This window comes from Mycobacterium sp. pR1184, assembly GCF_041287235.1.
Classification (GTDB): Bacteria; Actinomycetota; Actinomycetes; order Mycobacteriales; family Mycobacteriaceae; genus Mycobacterium.
This window is the reverse complement of the sequence record NZ_JBGGKR010000017.1, coordinates 70,271-90,777: the sequence shown is the minus strand read 5'-3', so window position 1 is coordinate 90,777 and position 20,507 is coordinate 70,271. Positions and strand designations below refer to the sequence as shown.

Annotated in this window: 19 protein-coding genes; 7 read left to right on the top strand and 12 right to left on the bottom strand. The window is 67.6% G+C overall.

The window, feature by feature from the left end; all coding sequences use genetic code 11:
* Window positions 1-12: 12 nt before the first annotated feature.
* Window positions 13-1,032 (bottom strand): NADP-dependent oxidoreductase, encoded by a 1,020-nt coding sequence (locus ACAG21_RS25070; RefSeq protein ID WP_370498959.1) that lies wholly within the window; start codon window positions 1,030-1,032, stop codon window positions 13-15.
* A gap of 48 nt (window positions 1,033-1,080) precedes the next feature.
* Between ACAG21_RS25070 and ACAG21_RS25065 the strand changes: the two genes are divergently transcribed.
* Window positions 1,081-1,806 carry a DUF3060 domain-containing protein gene (locus ACAG21_RS25065; RefSeq protein WP_370498958.1) on the top strand — a complete coding sequence of 242 codons (726 nt, stop codon included), beginning with the start codon at window positions 1,081-1,083 and terminating at the stop codon, window positions 1,804-1,806.
* A 4-nt stretch (window positions 1,807-1,810) separates the two neighbouring features.
* Here ACAG21_RS25065 and ACAG21_RS25060 read toward each other — a convergent pair whose 3' ends face one another.
* From ACAG21_RS25060 to ACAG21_RS25045, 4 genes are all read right to left on the bottom strand, one after another.
* On the bottom strand, window positions 1,811-4,984 hold the full coding sequence (locus tag ACAG21_RS25060; protein WP_370498957.1) for an adenylate/guanylate cyclase domain-containing protein: 3,174 nt from the start codon (window positions 4,982-4,984) through the stop codon (window positions 1,811-1,813).
* 54 nt (window positions 4,985-5,038) lie between these two features.
* Window positions 5,039-5,425, bottom strand: coding sequence for a hypothetical protein (locus ACAG21_RS25055; protein WP_370498956.1), 387 nt, complete (start codon window positions 5,423-5,425; stop codon window positions 5,039-5,041).
* A 91-nt stretch (window positions 5,426-5,516) separates the two neighbouring features.
* On the bottom strand, window positions 5,517-7,469 hold the full coding sequence (locus tag ACAG21_RS25050) for an Hsp70 family protein (RefSeq protein WP_370498955.1): 1,953 nt from the start codon (window positions 7,467-7,469) through the stop codon (window positions 5,517-5,519).
* 154 nt (window positions 7,470-7,623) lie between these two features.
* Window positions 7,624-8,853, bottom strand: a complete 1,230-nt coding sequence (locus tag ACAG21_RS25045) for a hypothetical protein (RefSeq protein WP_370498954.1) — start codon at window positions 8,851-8,853, stop codon at window positions 7,624-7,626.
* A gap of 38 nt (window positions 8,854-8,891) precedes the next feature.
* Here ACAG21_RS25045 and ACAG21_RS25040 point away from each other — a divergent pair, with 38 nt between their 5' ends.
* A complete protein-coding gene (locus tag ACAG21_RS25040) occupies window positions 8,892-9,512 on the top strand; it encodes a TetR/AcrR family transcriptional regulator (RefSeq protein WP_370498953.1) in 621 nt (206 codons plus the stop codon).
* Between the two features lie 4 nt (window positions 9,513-9,516).
* Entirely contained in the window at window positions 9,517-9,996 is a 480-nt protein-coding gene (locus ACAG21_RS25035; protein ID WP_370498952.1) for a nuclear transport factor 2 family protein, read from the top strand.
* A gap of 3 nt (window positions 9,997-9,999) precedes the next feature.
* Here ACAG21_RS25035 and ACAG21_RS25030 read toward each other — a convergent pair whose 3' ends face one another.
* Together ACAG21_RS25030 and ACAG21_RS25025 are read right to left on the bottom strand one after the other, a co-directional pair.
* The gene (locus ACAG21_RS25030; RefSeq protein ID WP_370498951.1) at window positions 10,000-10,680 is read right to left on the bottom strand and encodes a L,D-transpeptidase; all 681 of its coding nucleotides are present in this window, start codon (window positions 10,678-10,680) and stop codon (window positions 10,000-10,002) included.
* 74 nt (window positions 10,681-10,754) lie between these two features.
* A complete protein-coding gene (locus ACAG21_RS25025; RefSeq protein ID WP_370498950.1) occupies window positions 10,755-11,402 on the bottom strand; it encodes a phosphatase PAP2 family protein in 648 nt (215 codons plus the stop codon).
* A 68-nt stretch (window positions 11,403-11,470) separates the two neighbouring features.
* Here ACAG21_RS25025 and ACAG21_RS25020 point away from each other — a divergent pair, with 68 nt between their 5' ends.
* The gene (locus ACAG21_RS25020) at window positions 11,471-11,953 is read left to right on the top strand and encodes a hypothetical protein (protein WP_370498949.1); all 483 of its coding nucleotides are present in this window, start codon (window positions 11,471-11,473) and stop codon (window positions 11,951-11,953) included.
* Here the strand turns inward: ACAG21_RS25020 and ACAG21_RS25015 are convergent.
* The gene (locus tag ACAG21_RS25015) at window positions 11,937-12,221 is read right to left on the bottom strand and encodes a hypothetical protein (protein WP_370498948.1); all 285 of its coding nucleotides are present in this window, start codon (window positions 12,219-12,221) and stop codon (window positions 11,937-11,939) included. The two genes, ACAG21_RS25020 and ACAG21_RS25015, sit on opposite strands and share 17 nt — an antisense overlap.
* Window positions 12,222-12,270: 49 nt before the next feature.
* Between ACAG21_RS25015 and bluB the strand changes: the two genes are divergently transcribed.
* Together bluB and ACAG21_RS25005 are read left to right on the top strand one after the other, a co-directional pair.
* On the top strand, window positions 12,271-13,017 hold the full coding sequence (gene bluB / locus ACAG21_RS25010) for a 5,6-dimethylbenzimidazole synthase (protein ID WP_370498947.1): 747 nt from the start codon (window positions 12,271-12,273) through the stop codon (window positions 13,015-13,017).
* 171 nt (window positions 13,018-13,188) lie between these two features.
* Window positions 13,189-14,562 carry a sulfatase gene (locus tag ACAG21_RS25005; RefSeq protein ID WP_370498946.1) on the top strand — a complete coding sequence of 458 codons (1,374 nt, stop codon included), beginning with the start codon at window positions 13,189-13,191 and terminating at the stop codon, window positions 14,560-14,562.
* 7 nt (window positions 14,563-14,569) lie between these two features.
* Here the strand turns inward: ACAG21_RS25005 and ACAG21_RS25000 are convergent, their stop codons facing one another.
* A complete protein-coding gene (locus ACAG21_RS25000; RefSeq protein ID WP_370498945.1) occupies window positions 14,570-15,349 on the bottom strand; it encodes a trans-aconitate 2-methyltransferase in 780 nt (259 codons plus the stop codon).
* A 145-nt stretch (window positions 15,350-15,494) separates the two neighbouring features.
* Between ACAG21_RS25000 and ACAG21_RS24995 the strand changes: the two genes are divergently transcribed.
* Complete coding sequence (locus ACAG21_RS24995; RefSeq protein ID WP_370498944.1) at window positions 15,495-16,697, top strand: alpha/beta hydrolase family protein; 1,203 nt, start codon at window positions 15,495-15,497, stop codon at window positions 16,695-16,697.
* Here the strand turns inward: ACAG21_RS24995 and eccE are convergent.
* From eccE to eccD, 3 genes are read right to left on the bottom strand one after another with little or no spacing between them, the layout of a single operon-like run.
* Window positions 16,684-17,688 carry a type VII secretion protein EccE gene (eccE, locus tag ACAG21_RS24990; protein ID WP_370498943.1) on the bottom strand — a complete coding sequence of 335 codons (1,005 nt, stop codon included), beginning with the start codon at window positions 17,686-17,688 and terminating at the stop codon, window positions 16,684-16,686. The two genes, ACAG21_RS24995 and eccE, sit on opposite strands and share 14 nt — an antisense overlap.
* A complete protein-coding gene (gene mycP, locus ACAG21_RS24985) occupies window positions 17,685-19,097 on the bottom strand; it encodes a type VII secretion-associated serine protease mycosin (RefSeq protein ID WP_370498942.1) in 1,413 nt (470 codons plus the stop codon). The genes eccE and mycP overlap by 4 nt, the downstream gene beginning before the upstream one ends.
* The gene (gene eccD / locus ACAG21_RS24980) at window positions 19,094-20,506 is read right to left on the bottom strand and encodes a type VII secretion integral membrane protein EccD (protein WP_370498941.1); all 1,413 of its coding nucleotides are present in this window, start codon (window positions 20,504-20,506) and stop codon (window positions 19,094-19,096) included. Before eccD ends, mycP begins: the two co-directional genes overlap by 4 nt.
* Window position 20,507 lies beyond the last annotated feature (1 nt).

The following is a 20,507-nucleotide window of genomic DNA, read 5'->3' as shown; positions in this document are numbered from 1 at the left end:
CCTAACCGGACGCTAGCCGGATCCGGGCTCGCTGATCTTGACCAGCGTCTTGCCGATGTTGGCTCCGGTGAACAACCCGTTCAGGGCGTCGACACACGACTCGATGCCTTCAAAGATGGTCTGGCGGTGCTTGAGTCGGCCTTCGGCCTCCCATTGACGCAGTGCGGCAAAGGCTTCGTCGAAACGGCCCCATTGGTCGAGGGCGTTGAAGCCCTGCATCAGCGCGGTCTTCGACAGCAGGTTCACGTAGTTCGCCGGACCGGGGTGCTCACCGGTCAGGTAGCTGGAGATGACGCCGCAGAGCACGACGCGCGCATTGTTGGCGAGCCGGCCGAGCACCGCGTCGAGGATCGGCCCGCCGACATTGTCGAAGTAGACGTCGACGCGTTTCGGACAATGCTGCTTGAGCGCGGCCGGCACGTCGTCGTTCTTGTAGTCGATGCACGCGTCGAAGCCGAAGTCCTCGACTACGGCACGGCACTTCTCCGGCCCGCCGGCGATGCCCACCACCCGGGCGCCGGCGATCTTGGCGATCTGGCCGGCCACCGATCCGGTGGCGCCGGCTGCCGCCGAGACCACCACCGTCTCACCGGCCTTGGGCTTACCGATGTCGGTCATGCCGAAGTAAGCGGTGGCCCCGGTCGGGCCGTACACCGACATGATCGCGAGCTGATCGTCCTCGCCGGGAATGGGCGTGCTGAACAGATCGTCGCGAATGATCACGTATTCCTGAAACCCGGTCAGCGTGGTGATCACGTCGCCGACGGCGTAGGCGTCACACCGGGACGCGACGACTTCGCCGATGCCGGCCGCCCGGATCACCTCGCCGAGCTGCACCGGCGGCAGGTAACCCGGCTGATCGTTCAGCCAGGTCCGGACCGCCGCGTCGAGCCCGACGTAGGTGGTTCGCAGCAGCGCCTCGCCGTCGTCGGGTTCGGGTGCCGGCCGGGTGATCAGCTCGGTGTCGTCGGGTGCAACCAGCCCGGTCGGGCGGCGACGAAGGAGGATCTGGCGATTTGGCATGTCGGGCACGCTGCTGAAACTACCCATTAGACGTCGTCTGGTGGGAGCATCTGTCCCATGGAATCGCAGGACGACCCGGAAAAACGGATTCGGGACCTGGAGCGCCCGCTGGCCGAGACCGCGCGCGCGTCCGAATTGGGCGGCACACCGCAGGACCAGGCCTACCCGCCGCCGCCACCGGGCCCGGTGCCATCGCCGTCCTATGGCGCGCCGCCGCCGCCACCGCCCATGTACGGCTACGGCAGCCCCTACGGCGGATCCTCGCCGAAATCCTCGGGCAACCGCATGTGGTGGATCGTCGGCACCATCATCGTCATCGGCGTGCTGGTGCTCGCCGGCGTCATCGCAGCCTTTGCCGCACACCAGCTTTCCACTGTCCGGTCGATCATCTCCTCGGAGGTGACGACCACGCCGGCGACGCCGTCACCCCGCACGACGACGCGCAGTCCCCGGCCGACGACCAGCGCGACGAGCCCGACCCGCAGTTCGGGCCCGTCGACGTCGCCACCGCCGCCGCAGGGCGCGCCGCTCGACGTGTCCGGCATCGACGAGAACAAGACGATCGCGTGCAACGACAACGTGGTTACGGTCAGCGGGATCAACAACACGATCGTGATCACCGGCCACTGTGCGAGCCTGTCGGTGTCCGGCATGAAGAACTCGGTCACCGTCGATTCCTCCGACACCATCGAAGCGTCCGGGATGAACAACCAGGTGACGTTCCACTCGGGCGCACCGAAGATCTCCAACTCCGGGGTCGACAACGTCGTCACGCAGGGGTGACGGGTCAGTCCGCGGCCATCGCGTCGGCCAGTGCCACGTAGCCCTCGAATCCGACGTCGTGCGCCCTGGCCCGAAAGCGTTGCAGAAGTTCGCGATAGGCGTCTTCGTCGCCACGGACGCGGGCCAGCAGCGCCCGCAGCCGCAGCACCGGAATTTCGTGCAGCACGAAGCCCGGCTCGGTCGGGACGGCCTCGAGTCGGTCGACCGCGCGCCGCGCCGCCTCGACGTCTCCCGGGCCGTCGCGCGCTAGCAGTGTCTCGACCAGCACGGTGGTTGCGGGCGCCCGGAACATCATTGTCCCGGCGTCGAACTGCGCGTTGAGTATCCGGGACACCAGGTCGATCGCGCCGTCGAGATCGCCGGATCGGGCACGCCCGCGGGCGATCTCGGCATCGGTCATACGGCGAATCGCCACGATCAGCTTCTCGTCGACGAGCATCGCGCGAGCCTGGGCCAGGTATTCGAAGCCCTCCCCCGCGTTCTCGTCGTTGCAGTGGATCAGGGCGTTGGCACGATTGACCAATGCATACGCCAATGCGGCGTTGTCGCCGGAGCGTCGGGCGATGTCCAGCGACTCCGCCGTCTGCGCCACGTCTTCGGCAGTGGGCAGCACCCCGCCGTTCTGCACCCCGGCCGCATACTTGTACAACTGCGCGAAAGGGTGGGTGGTCGGGTCGAACGAGCGGGCCATCGCGATGCCCTCCTCGAGGTCGTGGCGCCAGCCATGCCGACCCAAAAACATGCCGGCCGCGCCCTTTAAGGTGATCGCCCACGCCAGCGGGGAGCCGATCACGAAGTTGCCCATGGTGGGATCGCCGCGTGCGACGTCGATGATCCGTTGCGCCAACTGCAGGCATTCGGTCGCCTCGCCGACCTCCCACTTGGCCTGGGCGGCGGCATAGAACAGGCCGGCCGTCATCGCGGGGTCACCGATCGACTCGACGAGCGTGGCAAACTCCGTCGCCATGGCGGCCGCCTCCCGATGACGGGAGTTGAACGTCAGGGTGGTGAGGTGGCCCGCCATGCCGACGGCCAGTGACCTCTTGTCACCCGCCTGGGTGGTCAGCGTGCGCAATTCGTCGAATCCCGTCTCCTCGGGCGTGCCGCCGACCTGAAAAACGCTGCCGCACAAAAGGGCTCGCGGTGCGATGCGCACGGCCAGCCGGTCGGGTTGATCGTCCGGGAGCCGGTCGGCGAATCGCTGCGCCTGTTGCCAACTGGCCCGGGCCGCGCGGATGTCCCGCCCGCCGTACCACGTCCCGGCCTGCATGTACCACTCGTAAGCCTGACGCAGATCCCCGGCGGCCGCGTACTGCGTGGCGACGATCGAGGCCTCCTGACCGGTGAACTCGCCGTAGGTGCGCTGCAATACCGCCGCCACCCGTCGATGCAATTCGGCTCTGCTGGCTTTCAATTGGGATTCGTATGCCACCGCCTGAATCAGCGGGTGACAGAAGGCGTATGTCTCGTGCGGCGTGAAGCCGACCTGCTCGACCAATGACGCCTCGACCAATGGCGCCACGTCGACCGCGCCCAGCAGACATTTCAGCAATTCAGTGTCGAACTGCGCGCCGATGACGGCCGCGGCGTTCAGGGTGCGCTTCGCCGTAGCGTTGAGCCGATCGATGCGCGCCCCGATAATGCCCTGAAGGCTTGCCGGCACATGGATTTCGCGCACTTCGCGCACGCACACGTAGGCGCCCGGCGCGCCCTCGAGCTCGCCTCGCTCGGCGAGGTCACGCACGATCTCCTCGGCGGCGAACGGCAGGCCCGCCGCCCGGTCGGCGATCACCGTCGCTAATCCGGCCACCGAAGGGTCGGCCCCCAGCAGCTCGTTGATCAATTCGGTGATGTGCGAATTACACAGTGGCTCAAGGATGAACGGGTAGGCGCCCGGGATGTGCGCCAGCGGCCCCGAGTATTCGGGACGGTAGACGACGAGCAGCACCGCGCGCATGCCGGGTAACGCCGCCGCGAATTCGGTGAGCAGCGACTCGCTGACGCTGTCGATCCACTGGGCATCGTCGATGACATAGAGCGCGGAGCCAAGCCGTGCCAGTGAAATCGTGTTGATCAGGTCGACGAGCCGACGGCGCCGCGCATCCGGGGTGATGTCCGGGCAGGGCATGTCGGGGTCGCGGATGCCGAGCAGGTCGTCGAGCAGCACCAGATCCTCGTCACCCGCCTCGGGTATTTCGGCGCGCACCCGCGCCCGCGCCACCTCGAGCGTGAGCCCGCCCAGACCGAAGACCCTGCGCAGCAGCCGGGCGATCACGTGGAACGGAATCTCGCGGGTATGGGATTCGCAGTAGGCGACCGACACCTCGAATCCGGCACTACGCGCGATGGCTAACGACTCACGGACCAGCCGGGTTTTACCCACGCCCGGGCGGCCGGTGACCGTGATCACGGTTCCCGCACCCCGGCTCGCTTGGTCCAGCAATGCCGCGACGGCGTCCTTCTCTTGCTGGCGCCCGACCAGGCGGGACTGGCGACGCGCCTTGCGGCGTTCACCGTCGGCCGCCAACAGCCGCCGGGCCGGCACGGCGGTGGCAAAACCCTTGATGTGCACGGTTTCGGGCTCGCCCAGCACCGCGCGATCCTCGACCAGCCGCGCGGTGGATTCGCTGAGCATGATGCCGCCCGGCGGCGCCACCGTTTCCATGCGCTGAGCCATCCCCACCTGTTCGCCGACCGCGGTATAGCCGAGATGAGTCGCGCCAACCTCGCCGGTGATCACCTGGCCGGAGTTCAGCCCGACGCGCAAGCGCAGGTCGATCCCGTCGCGGCGGCCCACCTCGACCGCTAGCGTCCGGACCACCTCCTGGATCTCCAGCGCCGCAAGGCAGGCACGAAAAGCATGATCTTCCAACGTGATTGGCGCTCCAAACAGTGCCATGATGCCGTCGCCGGTGAACTTGTCGACGGTGCCGCCGTAACGCTGGACCACAGTCGCCGACCGATCGACGAGTTCGGTCATCACCTCGCGCAGTCGCTCGGGACCCAACGCCGCGGCGATGTCCATCGAGCGCACCACGTCAGCGAACAGCACGGTGACCTGCTTGTATTCGGCGGGCTCGGCGGCCGGCGCCAGTGGACTGCCGCAGGCATCGCAGAAGCGCGCACCCTGACGCGGCTCCGAGCCGCACACCTGGCACACCGGCGATGCTGGCGTCACGTCTGAAACCCTAGGCGGAATCCCGGTTAGTGGAAACGCCCGGGAACCGGCAACTTACGTCTGTTCTTCCGCGTCGTCGTCGAGGACGCTGACCGCGATGCCGTACGGCAGGAAGCGCACCTTGCGCTTGGGGTCGACGTTGTTCTTGTTGGCCCGCAGCGCGTCGAGCTCACTGGCATACACCTGTTCGACGTGCGCGCCGCCCGTGGCGTCGACGGTGTAGATCGCCCAGACGCCGTCGCCCGCCTCGCCTGCGGTCTCCGGCCCGGAACGGGGCCGCCGCGACAGATCGTCGAAGAACGCCGAAAATCCGCTGCGGGCGCCCGGAGCAGCGGCAAACCTGCCGATCCGCTCGAACACGTCGCGCAGTCCCTCGCTGCCTTCCCTGATCACCCGATCGAACTCCTCGGGATCGAACCCGAATGGTCCATTCTCGCCCACGTGGCCTCCTAGCAGCTCGTAGCGTTAGTGCCCAGTGTGCGCCCGCGCGCGGTGATGCGCCACGAAGTTTGCTCGCGGCCGAATCCCACCGCTAGTAGCCAGGGCCCAGGAACGGGTTCTGCGAGTATCCGCCCCCGCTGGGGGGATAGCCGCCCCCGTAACCACCGCCGGGATATTCCCCGGGATATTGCTGCGCCGGGTACTGCGGAGCCGGGTTCGCCGGCGCCTGATTGGCCGGCACCTGGATCGGGATCGGCACCGGCAGCAGCGGAACGTGGATCCACTGCGTGGTCATCGGCACCGACGTCGTGGTCGGCGTCGTCGAGGACGGTGGCGGCGGTGGCGGTTCGGTGGTGGTTGGCGTCGTCATGACCGTCGTGGGCGGCGGTGGAGGCGTCGTCGTCTGTGGTGGTGGTGGCGGACGGTGCGTGGTGTGCACCGGTGGCGGCGCGGTGGTCACCACGACCGGCGGGGGCGGCGCGGGCGACGGTGGCGGTTCCGGCGGGGGCGGCGGAGGCGGCACCGAGCTGGGCACCGGCGCCGCGGTGGGCGGCGGTGGCACCGCCGTGGGCGGGACGGGACTGGGCACCAGAGTGCTGGCCGGCGGCAGCGGCACGGGCACGACGGAGGGCGCCGGTGGCGCCTGCCGGTTTTCGACCCCGGTCAACGTGTACGCCACACCGCCGATCGCGGTCATGGCCACTAGTGCGAACATCCCGACGACCAACTGTGACAGCCGGACCCGGCGCCACGCCCGTTCCCGGGGCGGCTCGATCACGTTCAACCGCATCGACCAGCCGCCGGGGCTGCTGTCTTCGTCGAACGCCTCGGGCGTGTAGGGCACCCGGATGTCACCGGGATATTCGGTTTGCGACCAGGCCAACTCGCGGTCGGTGAGCGCTTCCTCGTCGATCACCAACAGGTCGCCGGCGGGCAGTTCGATGATGTCGTTGCCTGAGGACGCGGTGAGCAGACCGATTGACGTGCGGGTGCGTAGGTCGAGTTCCTCGCCGCGAGCGGCCAGCAGCAGCGCGCCGGCGGCAGCGGCGAATGCGGGCTGCGCAGGTGACATGACCGGCCGACGGCTGTGCACCGAAAGACGTTCGTTGACAAGCGGAATGCAGGCGCCGCCGCCGACAGTGATCACCGCGGAAAGGTCGTTCCAACCCTTGCGGTGTCGGCACAGCATGTCGTCGAACGCGTAGATGAGTCCGGTGAGCCGGTCCTGGATCAGGTCGCCCAGCTCGTCGCGGGTGAACTTCATGGTGGCCCGGCGGCCACCCAGCTCGGCCACGAATTCCGTTGCGCTTTCCATGGATAGCTGCTCTTTGGCGGCACGGCACTGTTCGCGCAGCCGGGCCAGTTGCCCGACCGCGGCGGTGCTGGCCGGGTCGATGCCGCTGCCGTGTCCCAGCTCCTCGAAGACACAGAGCAATAAGGCCGCGTCGATCTCGTCACCGGAGAAGTCGGTGTAACGCATTGTGGCGCTTAGCGGTTTGAAGTCGCCTGCCAGGTCTAACAGGGTTGCCGATGTACCCGAGCCGCCGAAGTCGAGCAATCCGACGACACCGGTTGCGGCAAGGCACAGCTCGGCGTTCGCCGCGGTCAGCGATGCGATCGCGTCCGAAACCAGGCGCGGTGCCATGCCGCTTCGCACAAAGCCCAGATGCGTGCGCAGTGCATTGCGTAGTGCCTGCGTGGTGCCCGGCTTCCAGTGCGACGGAACGGCGATCGAGATTTCCGAGGAGCCGGCGTCCGCACCAGCCTCCAGCACCATCGCGTCGAGTGCTTCGACCATCAAGAGGTCAGGGTCGTGAGCGGAGCCATCGACGGACACCAGTGCCACCGAGTCGCCGACGCGGTCGACGAACCCGCTCATCAACATGCCGGGCTCGGTGAGCTGCGGGTTCTCCTCGGGTAGACCAACTTTCGGTGCGCAGTGCGGGTACAGCGTTAGTACCGCTCGACGTGAAACCGGCTGGTTTCCGTCACGCGCTGCGACCAGGTTCGTGGTTCCGATCGACAACCCAAGTGGGTCGTACATAGAGCGAATACTTTCGTCTATAGGGGTCGGTGGCCAGCGTTAACGATAGCCGCCGACACGCGGAAAGCCGATGGCTTGCAATGCCATTGGTATCGCCCCGATGCGGTTGTGTCACCGAAGTGGTACTAAAAACCCCTTGACAAAGAACTGCGCGTCAGACCACGGTCAGCGGCAGCGAACGCCTCGGCTCGAACTGGAATGTCGCTCCGCCACTGACCCTGACCACCGAAACCTCTGGCAGTTCCTCAGCATCGGTGTCGGTTTCGATTAGCTCGGCCGTCCAGTCATTGGCGGTTCCGCTAACTCGCACTTCGAGGCGCGGATCGACCGCCGTGGCGATCGCCTGCAGCGGTTGCACGGATTCCGGTGAGCACAACGAGATCCAGGCACCGTCGTCGTGGGCCGCAGACGGATAGACGTGCAGCCGGTTCGACTCCAGTTCTGCGGCAACGTAGCCCACCGGGTTCAGCAGCGGGTGCAATTCGAGCACCTTCAGCACGCCGTCAATGCCGCCGGGAAGATTGAGCGCGCGGTGAATGCGTTCGGCGGCCAGGCCGGCGATACCGATCAGACCGCGGGTGCACACCTCGATGGCTTCGGACTCGTCGGCGGCGCGTGCCCGCACCGCGATCGCGAAGGACAGATACAGCAGATGCATCTGCAAGCAGACCTCATCGGCCATCCGGACCAGTGCCGAATGCGAGAAGGCGGCGAAGTCGAAATCGGAGAGCAACGGACCCGAGTAATCCGCCTGCCCCTCCTCCGATGCGTCGATGGGATCGAGTTTCCATGTCGCGGCGCGTGTTTGACGAACGATGTCCAGGGCGGGAATGCCTTGTACCTCTGGATAGGACTCGTCGATGACGACGGTCCACGCGCAGTGCGGGTGCCGGTCCGCCGGCGTCCGCGGCGGACGGTGGATGGGACGCACCTGAGCCCTGGCGTTGGTCGCCACGGCGGTCGCGTCGAACGTCGGATCCTCGATGGTGTGGCACATCCCGAACACGTACTGCTCGCCCATCGGTTCTACGTCGAGCAAGGCGCCGCAGTGGTCGAGGTGGAATTCGCCGTGCCACCGGTCGTGCACGGTGTAGCGAAAATCCATGAATTGCGGTGGGGCACCGATGTCGAGCTGCAGGCCCTTGAAAATGGTGGGCACGTCGTTGCCCACGTAATTCAGCGCCTCCTGCATGCGCCGGGTATAGATCGGGCTGGCGCCCGCCCACTCCTCGATGGCGATCTGCACCATCTCCTCGCGGCCGAACGAGGAGATGCACCACGCCATTCCGGACCGGTCAATCAACTGTCCGATCAGTAACAGTTCGGGAAGCAGAACGACCAGCTCGGCACGGGACAACTGCGCGTATCGCGAGGGGCTGCTCACGCCACAAAAATAGACTTGGCTATGTTATAAAGTCAACAATGTCCATTGCCGCAGGCCAGACGTCTGGGCGCCCGGTCAGCCCGACCCGGCGCACCACTGCACCGCGCAAACGCGGCGACGACACCCGCGCGAAGATCATCGACGAGACGGTCCGCTGCATCCAGGAGGAAGGCTTCGCTGCGGCCACCGCCAAGCACGTGGCCGAACGCGCCGGCGTCACGTGGGGCGTGATCCAATACCACTTCGGCGATCGCAACGGCCTGTTGATGGCCGTCGTCGACGACGGGGTGGACCGGCTGATCGAGAGCCTGTCGTCGGCCGACGTCTCCGAGCTGCCGGCACAACAGCGCATCGAAGTCGTCATCGACACCGCGTGGGGTTGCTACAGCAGCCCGACGTCGATGGCCGCGTTCGAGATCCTGCGGGCCACCCGCGGCAGCCTGGGCGATTCGTCGCGCCGCCACCTGCTCGAGATGAACTCCGCGATCGCCCAGTTGGGTCGGCTGATCACCACCGACCCGGCGAATGCGGGTGTGGCCGAAGTCATTTGGGCCACGCTGCGCGGTGTGGTGCTGGCCCAGATGATCACCGGAACGACTATCGACTGGAGCCTGGAACGACGGGCCCTGATCGACATGGTTACCCGTGTGCTGCAATGACGGGATGACCCTCGACGATCTGGCCGACATCGAAGCCATCAAGCAAGTCAAATACCGGTATCTGCGCGCGCTGGACACCAAGCATTGGGACGACTTCAACGACACCCTGGCCGAAGACATCAAGGCCGACTACGGGCCGTCGATCGGCAACGAGTTGCACTTCACCAACCGCGCCGACTTGGTCGAGTACATGCGGACGTCGCTGCCCGCGAACGTCATCACCGAACACCGGGTGACGCATCCGGACATCGTCCTCGACGGCGACACCGCAACGGGCAGTTGGTATCTGCAGGACCGGGTGATCGTCGCCGACCTGAACTTCATGCTGATCGGCGCCGCCTTCTACCGCGACACCTACCGGCGCACCGATGCCGGCTGGAAGATCTGCGGTACCGGCTACGACCGGACCTACGACGCCACGATGTCCTTGGAGGGCATGAACTTCACGCTCAAGCCCGGTCGCGCCATCGCCACCGTCGACTGAGCGCTACTTGGTGATTGCGATGACTGCGCCCGGCCGCAGCCATTTCATGATCGACACCAGCTGAGCATCGTCGACCGCGACGCAACCCTCGGTGGGTTGGCCGTCGGTGGTGTGGAAGAAGAACGCGGCGCCGCCACCCGGGGTCTTGTTCTTGTTGACGCCCATCACGACCGCGTGCTTGTACTGCGGGATCTGCAGGTTCTCGCTCTCGGCGGTGTTGAACGTGCACTGCGCCTTCTGGCACATCTGCATCGAGTTGAACGTGGGGCTGTGGTCGTCGCCGCTCCACCAGTAGTTGGGTCCGGTGACCTGCGTGTAGGGCAACCCGGTACCGGGGTTCGGGGCGGTGCCGAACGCGGCGTCGAGGCTGTACACGCCCGTCGGGGTGGCCGGCACCCCGCTCTTGGCCTGCGGCGCCATTCCCGCCGAACCCACGTGGGTCGGAACGCCGGTGCGCAGCGCCTGCCAGCCGGCCGCGGTGCGTTGGTAGATGTCGATGGTCGCGTTGGAGCCGCCAGTGCTGACAACCGAAACCACTTGTGTGGCATTGCCAACCTGATTCGCGAACCAGGGCGTCCCGGCCAGCGGGTTGCCCGTTGGAGCGGCATTTCCCGTCGGCGCGAGTAGCAGCGATGCCCACACGCAGCACGCCACAGCACACAGCGAAGCTAGCAATCGATGCATGCATTCCATCGTCAGGCGACGCCAACCTCAGGGTCAAGTCAAGCTTTAGCTCCGGTTGGGTCACGGCGCCGTGATCAACGAAAGGCCCACCGCGGCAGCGGCTTAGGACGAAACACTGCCAGACACACCAGGACGTATAGGTATCCCAGTGCCCAGCCGGCGACTACGTCGGACGGGTAATGCACGTTCAAGGCAACCCGCGAAAAGCCCACCAGCACAAGGATGATCGCGGTCAGCGTCATCGCGATTCGACCCAGCGTCACGCTCATCATCGGCATGACGAAGGCCAGCAGGGCGAGCAGGGACGCCGTCGTCTCGAGTGCGTGCCCCGAGGGAAACGACGTCTGGGCAATGGGTACCAGCATGGTCGACGGCCGCGGACGATCCGCCAGGCTCTTGGCCGCCTGCGTCACCAAGCCGTTCAGCAGCCCGCAGGCCACCAGCACCAGCGCCGCGCGCACCTCACGCCGCACCAACGCGGCCGCCGCCGCGACCGTGTCCAGCACCCGCAATGGGACCGGCCCCAACGCATTCGTCACCGCGCCCCAGAACCGCAGCCACGCCGGCTGCTTGACCGCGGCGTCGTGCGAGGCGTTCAACAGCGACCAATCGATCCGGTGCAGCCAGCCCCACTCCTGGAGGTAGCCCACCCACATCAGTGCATAGACCGCGACGGCCACGAGAGCGGCAGACGGGGCCATCCAGGCTCGCGGGCGGGTCACCCCTAAGCGATACCAGGATCACCATGCGGATTGGTGGACCCGGCCCGGTTGCGCGTCATACTGGCGTCATGGCGGTCTTTGTCCGCAGGTTGCTCGGTATCGGCAAGCTACCCGAGGACCTGCATGCTCAGGTCGAAGCGGAAGGCCTGCTCTACCTTGCTGACTACGTCCCGGTGACCAGGCGGTTCAGCGGCACCATCCCCGGTGTGCGGTTGCCGCACAGCGTCGCCTACTACACGGGCTCGCTGGCGCTCACCCGGCAACGGGTACTCGCGACGCTGTCGATGCTGCCGAAACTGGCCGGCGCGACCGTCGACGTGCCCTGGGATGCGCCGCGGACCGGCACGGCCCGGGCCGAGATCTCGGCGGGCGGCATGGAGGTACACGTCGACGTCGCGCGGGTCGACGACAAGTTCAGCGGCGAACTGTCGCTGCTCTACAAGACCGCGATTCCGGCGGATGTGCTCAGCGGGCTGCCGGCGCGCTCGTTGACGTTCGACATGGCGCCGGACTGCATCGTCCGCGCGGTCGGCGTCACCTATTCTCCGTGATCGTCATCAGCGGCCACGGCGGCTGGCGGAGCACCGCGAGGCTGCCGATGACCGCGGCGAGCAGGCCGGTGAGCACTCCGATCAGCGCGACGCGATTGGCGTTGACGGCGGGCACCCAGGTTGCCCGGCCCTCACGAATGACGAAGACGCCGACCGGCCTTTCGACCGTGATGACGGTGGCACCGTCGGTGGTCTCGAAGGGCGCGCCGTAGACCCGCCCCGGCTGGCGGTCGGCGGGCAGCTGATCGAGCACGTCGGAATATTTCACTGCACGCTCCCTTGGTGGTGTTGTGGGACTGCGCGATACATTGACGCTAATGCCATTCTCCTCCGGCGAATACTCCGACGGCGCGGTGAGCGAGCACGCGTTCAGCGCGCAGGATCGTCGCGTCGTGTACCGGGTGATCGCCGAACGGCGGGACATGCGCCGGTTCGTGCCCGGTGCCGTGGTGCCCGAGGAGGTGCTGGCCCGCTTGTTGCAGGCCGCGCACGCCGCGCCCAGCGTCGGGTTGATGCAGCCGTGGCGTTTCATCCGGATCACCGATGACGCGGTGCGCCGCGGCATCCACGCCCTGGTCGACGAGGAACGTCCGCGCACCGCAGCAGCGCTGGGACCACGGGGCGCGGAGTTCCTGCGGCTCAAGGTCGAAGGCATTCTCGAATGCGCCGAGCTGCTGGTGGTGGCGCTGGCCGACAAACGCGACGTCCACATCTTCGGTCGGCGCACGCTGCCGCAGATGGATCTGGCGTCGGTGTCCTGCGCGATTCAGAACCTGTGGCTGGCGGCCCGGGCCGAAGGTCTCGGCGTCGGCTGGGTCTCGCTGTTCGATCCGCAACCCCTGGCCGAGTTGCTGGGCATGCCCGCCGATGCCGAGCCGGTGGCCATCTTGTGCGTCGGCCCGGTGCCCGATTTCCCCGACCGGCCGGCGCTGGAGCTCGACGGCTGGACGCATGCACGACCGCTCGCGGAGTTCGTCTCCGAGAACCGATGGACTCAGCCGCCGGACACCCGGCCGGGGCCCGACACCGCAGCGGCCAGCACGGTCCCGTCCCAGCCGGCGTGACGCGGGATCGGCGACTTTGGCATACCCACGCGCCGAACGTGCACTCACGGATAGAAACCCGCGGAAAAACCGCCCTCAGAGCACGTTCGGCGCACGGGTATGTGGTGACGCGCCCAGATTCTTGGCAGGCGTCTGCGGTATCGTCGCCGGTCGGCAAGGCATGGTAGGGAGGTGGCAGTGACCGGCGACAACGTGCTGATCGTGCACTGGCACGACCTCGGACGCTATCTCGGTGCCTACGGCCACCCGGACGTCAGCAGCCCGCGCATGGACCAGCTCGCCAGGGAGAGCATTCTGTTCACCCGGGCCCATGCCACCGCTCCGTTGTGCACACCGTCGCGCGGCTCGTTGTTCACCGGTCGCTATCCGCAGAGCAACGGTCTGGTCGGCCTGGCCCACCACGGCTGGGAATACCGCGCCGGCGTCCAGACCCTTCCCCAAATCCTGTCCGAATCAGGCTGGCACTCAGCGCTTTTCGGTATGCAGCACGAGACGTCCTACCCGAAGCGGCTGGGTTTCGACGAGGTGGACGTATCGAACTCCTACTGCGACTACGTGGTGGACGGGGTGCAGGATTGGCTGCGCAACGACGCCGCGGCGCGGGCTGGACAGCCGTTCCTGCTGACGGCGGGATTCTTCGAGACCCATCGCCCCTACCCGCGCGATCGCTACGAACCGGCCGATAGCGCGGCCGTCGATCTACCGGACTACCTGCCCGACACGCCTGAGGTGCGCGGCGATCTCGCCGATTTCTACGGCGCGATCAGCACCGCGGACGCCGCGGTCGGCCGGATCGTGGACACCCTGGCCGAGACGGGCCTGGACGCCAGCACCTGGGTGGTGTTCTTCACCGATCACGGCCCGGCCTTTCCCCGGGCGAAATCCACGCTGTACGACGCCGGAACCGGCATCGCGCTGCTCATCCGCCCGCCCACTTCTTCGCACCGGGCCGCGGCACCCCAGGTCTACGAAGAGCTGTTCAGCGGCGTCGACCTGGTTCCGACGTTGCTGGAGCTACTGGGCCTCGACGTGCCCGCCGAGATCGAGGGCGTCTCGCACGCCCACGCCCTGCTCGCACCCGATACGCCGGCCGACCCGGTGCGTGAGCAGGTATACACGATGAAGACGTATCACGACTCGTTCGATCCGATTCGGGCAATCCGCACAAAGGAATACAGCTACATCGAGAACTACGTGCCGCGCCCGCTGCTGGATCTGCCGTGGGACATCGAAGAGAGTCCGTCCGGGATAGCGGTCGCCCCGTTCGTTAAATCACCGCGCCCGCAGCGCGAACTGTACGATCTGCGAACCGATCCCACCGAGACCACCAATCTACTGGCCGACGGCGATCCGGGAATGGATGCGATCGCCGCGGATTTGGCTGTCCGCCTTAATGATTGGCGTCAACGCACCGGCGACGTAATCCCCTCGGACTTCGCCGGTACCCGGATAGCGATGCGCTATACCGAAACGTATCTACAGATCCATCACACGACACCGGCGAACCGGTCGGCGATCGCCGCCGACCGCGGCGTCGAAGAGTAGCCGGCCGCTACCCCGCGGCCGCGCCGCCGACCTCGGCGACGATGAATACCCGACGGAACGGGAAAATCGTCGTGCCGTCGGCCCGCCGCGGGTAGGCGTCGTCGAGCAGCGGGATGAGCTCCTCGCGGAACTGATCCCAGCCCGCGTCGTCGAGGCGCTCGCGCACCGGAACCAGCGCGGTGCCGGTAATCCATTCCAGCACTGGGTGTTCCCCGGTCAGCTGGTGCAGGTAGGTCGTCTCCCAGGCATCGACCCGGCAGCCCGCGTCCATCAGCAGATTGGCGTAATGCGCCGGCGGCTGGACCACCGCGCCGACCCGGAACGGTATGTCTTTCAGCGTCTTTGCGTAGTGCTCGCGCCGCGCCACGGCCCGCACCGCGGCATGCGAGGGGGTTTCGAAGTTACCCGGAATCTGCACCGCGATCCACGACCGATCCGGCAGCTGCCCGGCCCACCGGACCAGCAGGTCGGCATGTTCGGGAACCCAATGCAGCGCGGCGTTGCTGACCACCACGTCGGTGTCGGGTTTCGGCTTCCAGTCCCGTACGTCCGCAACCGTGGCATCGATCCCGCGTTCCCGGGCGGCGGCCACCATCTCCGGCGAGGTGTCCATCGCCTCGATGGCCGCGCCTGGCCAGCGCTTCTCGAGGTATTTCGTCAAGTTGCCGGGTCCACAGCCCAAGTCGACCACCCGCCGCGCCCGTTCGGCCCCCACTCGCGAGAGCAGGTCATAAAACGGACGGCCGCGATGGTCTGCAAATGCCAGGTAGACGTCTGGATCCCACATGTCGGTCCTCCTGATCAACGCCGTGGCTGGTCGGCGATATAGACAAAACCGTATTACCGCATCGTGCCCCCGTGGCGCCCGAGTGGCCCCGGAATCGGGTCAAATGGCCTGGATCGGCCGTTGGACCGGGATAGCATCGGCACTCGTGGGGCCCGACACAGATCCGATCGATCCGCCCATTCCTGTTCCCGACGTTCCCGGCGCCGATGTACCGCCCGGTGCCGACGGGTTGCCACCGCTGTCGGCGTTGCCGCCGCGTGAACGCGGGGTGGTCGCAGCCTGCGCCGCCGGCGACGTCGCTTTGCGCACGTGGGTGTCATCACTGCTGGCCGTGACGGCCGCGCCGGCGGTGGTGGCCACCACGTTGCGCCACAGCAAGTCCGGGAGCGAACGCGCCAACCTGAACTTCTACGCCGAGCTGGCCGCCGAGCACGATCCGGCGCAGTCATTCCCGGCTCCGACCGAACTGCCCCGGGTATCGTCGCGGCCCGCCGGCCCGCTCGCGCGATGGATCGCGCGCGGCACCGTCGACAACATCTCGTTCCCCAGCAGCTTCACCGCGATCAATCCCGCGATGCGCGAGCGATGGAATGCGTTGCAGTCCAACAACATCGTGCGCGCCCAGCATTGGCGCCACGACGACGGGCCACGTCCCACGCTGTGTGTGATCCACGGCTTCATGGGGTCGTCGTATCTGGCCAACGGCCGCTTCTTCTCGATGCCGTGGTACTACCGGTCCGGCTACGACGTCTTGCTTTTTACGTTGCCATTCCACGGCCAGCGTGCCGAAAAGTGCTCGCCGTTCAGCGGTTTCGGTTACTTCGCCGGCGGGCTCGGCGGCTTCGCCGAATCGATGGCCCAGGCCGTGCACGACTTCCGGTCCGTCGTCGACTATTTGCTGCACACCGGCGTCGAACGCATTGCGCTGACCGGTCTTTCGCTGGGCGGCTACACCAGCGCGCTGCTGGCCTCCGTCGACGACCGGCTGGAGGCCGTCATCCCCAACTGCCCGGTCGTCACGCCGGTGACGATGTTCGACCAGTGGTTCCCGGCCAACAAGCTGGTCGGCCTGGGGCTTGCGTTGTCCAGCATCACCCGCGACGACCTGAACGCGGGGCTGGCCTACCATTGCCCGCTGAACTACCAGCCGCAGCTTCCCAAGGACCGGCGGATGATCATCACCGGCCTCGCCGACCGGATGGCTCCCCCGGGACAGGCCGTCATGCTGTGGGAGCACTGGGATCGCTGTGCGCTGCACTGGTTTCCGGGCAGTCACGTACTGCACACCAGCCAGCTGGACTACCTGAGGCGGATGACCAGCTTCCTGAACGGTTTTATGCTGGACTAGCCGCCTCGGCGCGCACCGCGCGGTGCGCGCCGCTCACCGGCGTCGGCCAATCCAACGTCGCCAGCAGGCCGTCGGGCTCCGCGGTGTGACCGTCAAGCCGCTGCGTGGACAACAGATCCAGCGCCGCCAGCGCCGGCGCCTGGTTGCCGCGCTGCGGGCTCAGTCCGTCCACTGGCGGCGTGCCCGCCGGGGGCGCATCGGTGAGGAAAGCACACGCGGCCGCGACCGTGTCCTGCTCACCCGAGCGCGCGATTTCGAGCGCGATGCACGTCTCGCGGGCCGGATGCGACCGGATGGCCTCCAGCGCCGCGGGCAGGCCAGCATCGACGGCGATTTGATATGCGGCAACGAAATCCGAGGTGCCACGCTGCACCGCACGCCAACTCTCGCGGGCGTTGGCCGTCAACCTCCGCGGGACGTCATCCGGCGCGACGGTGTTGGCCTCCCAACCGATCTCGCGGAGGTGGTCGGCAAGCCGTCGCGCGACCACCTCGGCGGTCTCATGCAGCGGGATGCGCGAGGAGCGTGCCTGCAGCGCCGGCAAGTTGTCGGCCGCCGACACCGTGATACCGATCCACGTCTCACGTCGCGACACGTCGGATGCGTTGTCGCGGCTGGTGATACGGACCTTGTCGGCACGGATGCCGTAGCGGTCCAGGTATCGGGCGATCAACTGCAGCGGCAGCACGGCGTCGTCGGCGCTGGACGGCCCGATGCGCACCAACGCGGTTGTCTTTGCGGCAACCACGGATTGGGCGTCGGCTTCGCCGGTCGGGTTGGAACGGCGGCTCATGATGGCCACCCGGCGCCGCAGAATCGTGGTGAAGTGCAGTCCGCGCCACCAGCCGAACAACACGATCACTGCCACAACGGCGATGCCGAGCAGCCAGTAGTCGCGAGTCGAGTGCCAGGGGTAGGCCAGCACCGCGGGCACTACCGCCAATGCCGCCAGGGTGATTCGGGCGCTCCCCGGGATCGGGATCGAGCTCACGAGGTGGTCTCCTTCCGTCGGCGCGCGCCGACGATCGCGGCCGCGGCTGCAACCGCCGCGACAATCATCGCCAGTGCGGCGGTCCCGGCGAACGCGACGGTCCGGCCGGTGTTGTCTTTCGGCGCCGGTGCCGGGGGCACGGCGACCGGCTTGGCCGGCGTCGCAGCCGGTCCGGTGCTCGCGGGCAGTTCCCAGGTCAGCGCTGCCAGTGGGTCCACACTGCCGGTGCCGACGACGTTGGACGGCGCCCGGGCGCCGTTGTGGGCGGTCGCGGTGATCCGGCGCACGACTTCGGTCGCGGACAGGGTCGGGTACTTGCTGCGGACCAGCGCCGCCACGCCTGACACGTAGCCAGCCGCGTAGCTGGTGCCGCTGAGCGGGCTCAGTTGCTGATGGTCGTCGGGCAGGCCGTTGGCCAGGCCGCCACCGTCGCGGTTGCTCACCGACACGATTTTTTCGCCCGGGGCCGCGACACCGACCCACGGCCCGGACATGGTGAACTTCGACGGCTGCCCATCCGCGGTCAGGGCCGCCGCCGACAGCACGTAGGGCTGCCAGTACGACGGAATGGACACCGACGTGACACCCGCCCAGTTCCGCGCATCGTCGGGGCGGGCGAGATCGGTGAGCGGGTTTGACTCGCAAGACATTCCGCCGCCGACCGAGCCGGTGGACCCGGTGTTGCCCGCGGCCGCCACGATCACCGCGTCCTTGTCCACCGCCGCGAAGCGGATCGCCGCACCGAGCGCGGCCTGATCGACGGGCCGGTCGGCCGCCATGCAGGTGACCTGCGAGATATCGATCACCCGCGCGCCCAGGTCGGCCGCGTGCACGATCGCCCGGGCCAGCGTCGCGACCTCGAGGGACACCCGCGCCACCATCGGGTCGCCGCCCGGTGAGCGTGGCGAGAACTTGCCCGACCCCGTCCGGATCGCCAGCACGCGGGCCGCGGGCGCGACGCCCGAGAAGCCGTCCTCGCCGGACGGCTGGCCCGCGACGAGCCCGGCGACCAGGGTGCCGTGCCCGTCGCAGTCCGTCAGGCCGTCGGTCGTCTCCACGAAATCGCCGCCGGGATCGACATTCGGCAGCCGGGGTCCCGGCCGCACCCCGGTGTCGAGCACCGCCACCAGCTGACCTTCGCCGCGGGAAAACTGCCATGCCGCAGGTAGATTCAGCATCGCCTGGCTGGGCGTCACGGCCGTGGGGTCGCTGCCGCCGATGACGCCGGAGGCGGCGCAGGGCCCGCGCTGCTCCATCGGCTGCACCGGTCCCGCAGCCCCGCTTGGCGGCTGCACGCCCGGGTCGACCACGGGCTGGCTGATCGCCGATGCCTGTGGACAGCCCCACGGCGCAATGGTCTGCGAGAAGACCAACGCCGCTGTGAGGCAGGCGAATCCGGCACGAATCATCGATTGAGCACCCAGGCGAAGAGGCCGACCAGGTAGGCGATGACAGGAATCAGCGAAGCGTCCAGGCCGGTCGCGACGAAGCCCAGCAGGCGGCGCAGCGGCAGCGAATAGGTGTCCGGTGAGGCGATGCCGGGGTTGAGTGCCACCACTGCCCACGCCAACACCAGCACGACGAGCACCGCCGCCGCAATGAATGCGGACAGGAAGCGTCCGGTCGAGGCGTAGTACACCAGCAGGATGCCGGCGACCAGGAACGGCTGAGCCAGCAGCCACGCCTTGCACGCGGCCGAATCCCACACGCGGGCACGCAGCACGGAAGTCGCAGCGGTGGCGGCCAGCACGTACCAGCCCCAGCCGCTCAACGATTCGGGTCGCAGCGCGATCGCCACCGATCCCAGCACACTGAGCAGCACCGCGCCGGCAATGAAGCCGTTCTGGTGAGCGTCCCCGATGCGCACCCGCCGCGGCAGGTCCTCGAGCACCCGAAGCGCGGGTGCCGACGGAGTCGGATCCCCGGGTGCCGGGATCACCGGCAGCGGGAAGCGTGCCCACAGTGCGGACAGCTGTGCCGCCTCGATGGTGACCAGCACAGCGACCACGATCAGTCCGGCACCGATGGTCAATATCGGTAGTTGCCAAAGCAGTTCGGCACCCGCGGCCAGTAATACACCGGCCCCGAGTACCGCGGTCGCAGTGAAGAGACCGGCAATGCGTTCCCGCTCGGTAGTCGGCACCATCAGCACGATCAACGACCACGCGGTCACACCGGCCGCGGCCAGCACCAGCTGCGCGGCCCCGAACGTGCCGGGCACCGCCAATGCCAGGGCAGCGGCGATGGGCACCAGTGCGGCGGCCGACAGCGCCTGCCCGGTGCGTTCCGAACGTAACGTGACAAACAAACCGGCGATCGCGGTCACTGCCGCGATCACGCTGACCGCGACCAGGCCGGCAAGTGTGCCGGTGGCGACCCGGTAGGTCACTCCCAGTCCCGTGGCCAGGAAGGCCACCAGGATCGCCGCCAACAGCGCCCCACGCTGGATCTGCGCGATGCCCCACGGCTTGAGCCTCGACGTCGAGAAGATCATCGCAGCGTCGGCGATGTCCTCGACAATGCCGGGCGCGGCCGGACCGGACGGAACCGGCTGCAGCGCAAGCAAATCCCCGTCAACCACGCCGACGGTATCCAGGCTGGCATCCAGACTGAATGGCGCTCCCCCGATCGGTGCCAGGCTCAGTTGGGATACGGCGCCGGTGCGCGCACTGTCAGGGTCACCGCCGTCACCGTTCTGTGCCGTCGGGACCACCAGCCGCTGCACTGCGGGCAGGACTTCACGCAGCGGCAGCTCGGTGGGCAGGGCAACTTCTGTCAGCCTGCTGTGCGCGAGGATGGCCACGCGAACGATCGGCATG

What these genes read in the sequence shown, in the direction of transcription:
- ACAG21_RS25065 (WP_370498958.1), top strand. Translation starts at nt 1,081, where the DNA reads ATGGAATCGCAGGACGACCCGGAAAAACGGATTCGGGACCTGGAGCGC.
- ACAG21_RS25050 (WP_370498955.1), bottom strand. Translation starts at nt 7,469, where the DNA reads ATGTACGACCCACTTGGGTTGTCGATCGGAACCACGAACCTGGTCGCA.
- ACAG21_RS25040 (WP_370498953.1), top strand. Translation starts at nt 8,892, where the DNA reads ATGTCCATTGCCGCAGGCCAGACGTCTGGGCGCCCGGTCAGCCCGACC.
- ACAG21_RS25035 (WP_370498952.1), top strand. Translation starts at nt 9,517, where the DNA reads ATGACCCTCGACGATCTGGCCGACATCGAAGCCATCAAGCAAGTCAAA.
- ACAG21_RS25030 (WP_370498951.1), bottom strand. Translation starts at nt 10,680, where the DNA reads ATGCATCGATTGCTAGCTTCGCTGTGTGCTGTGGCGTGCTGCGTGTGG.
- ACAG21_RS25020 (WP_370498949.1), top strand. Translation starts at nt 11,471, where the DNA reads ATGGCGGTCTTTGTCCGCAGGTTGCTCGGTATCGGCAAGCTACCCGAG.
- bluB (WP_370498947.1), top strand. Translation starts at nt 12,271, where the DNA reads ATGCCATTCTCCTCCGGCGAATACTCCGACGGCGCGGTGAGCGAGCAC.
- ACAG21_RS25000 (WP_370498945.1), bottom strand. Translation starts at nt 15,349, where the DNA reads ATGTGGGATCCAGACGTCTACCTGGCATTTGCAGACCATCGCGGCCGT.
- mycP (WP_370498942.1), bottom strand. Translation starts at nt 19,097, where the DNA reads ATGATTCGTGCCGGATTCGCCTGCCTCACAGCGGCGTTGGTCTTCTCG.
- eccD (WP_370498941.1), bottom strand. Translation starts at nt 20,506, where the DNA reads ATGCCGATCGTTCGCGTGGCCATCCTCGCGCACAGCAGGCTGACAGAA.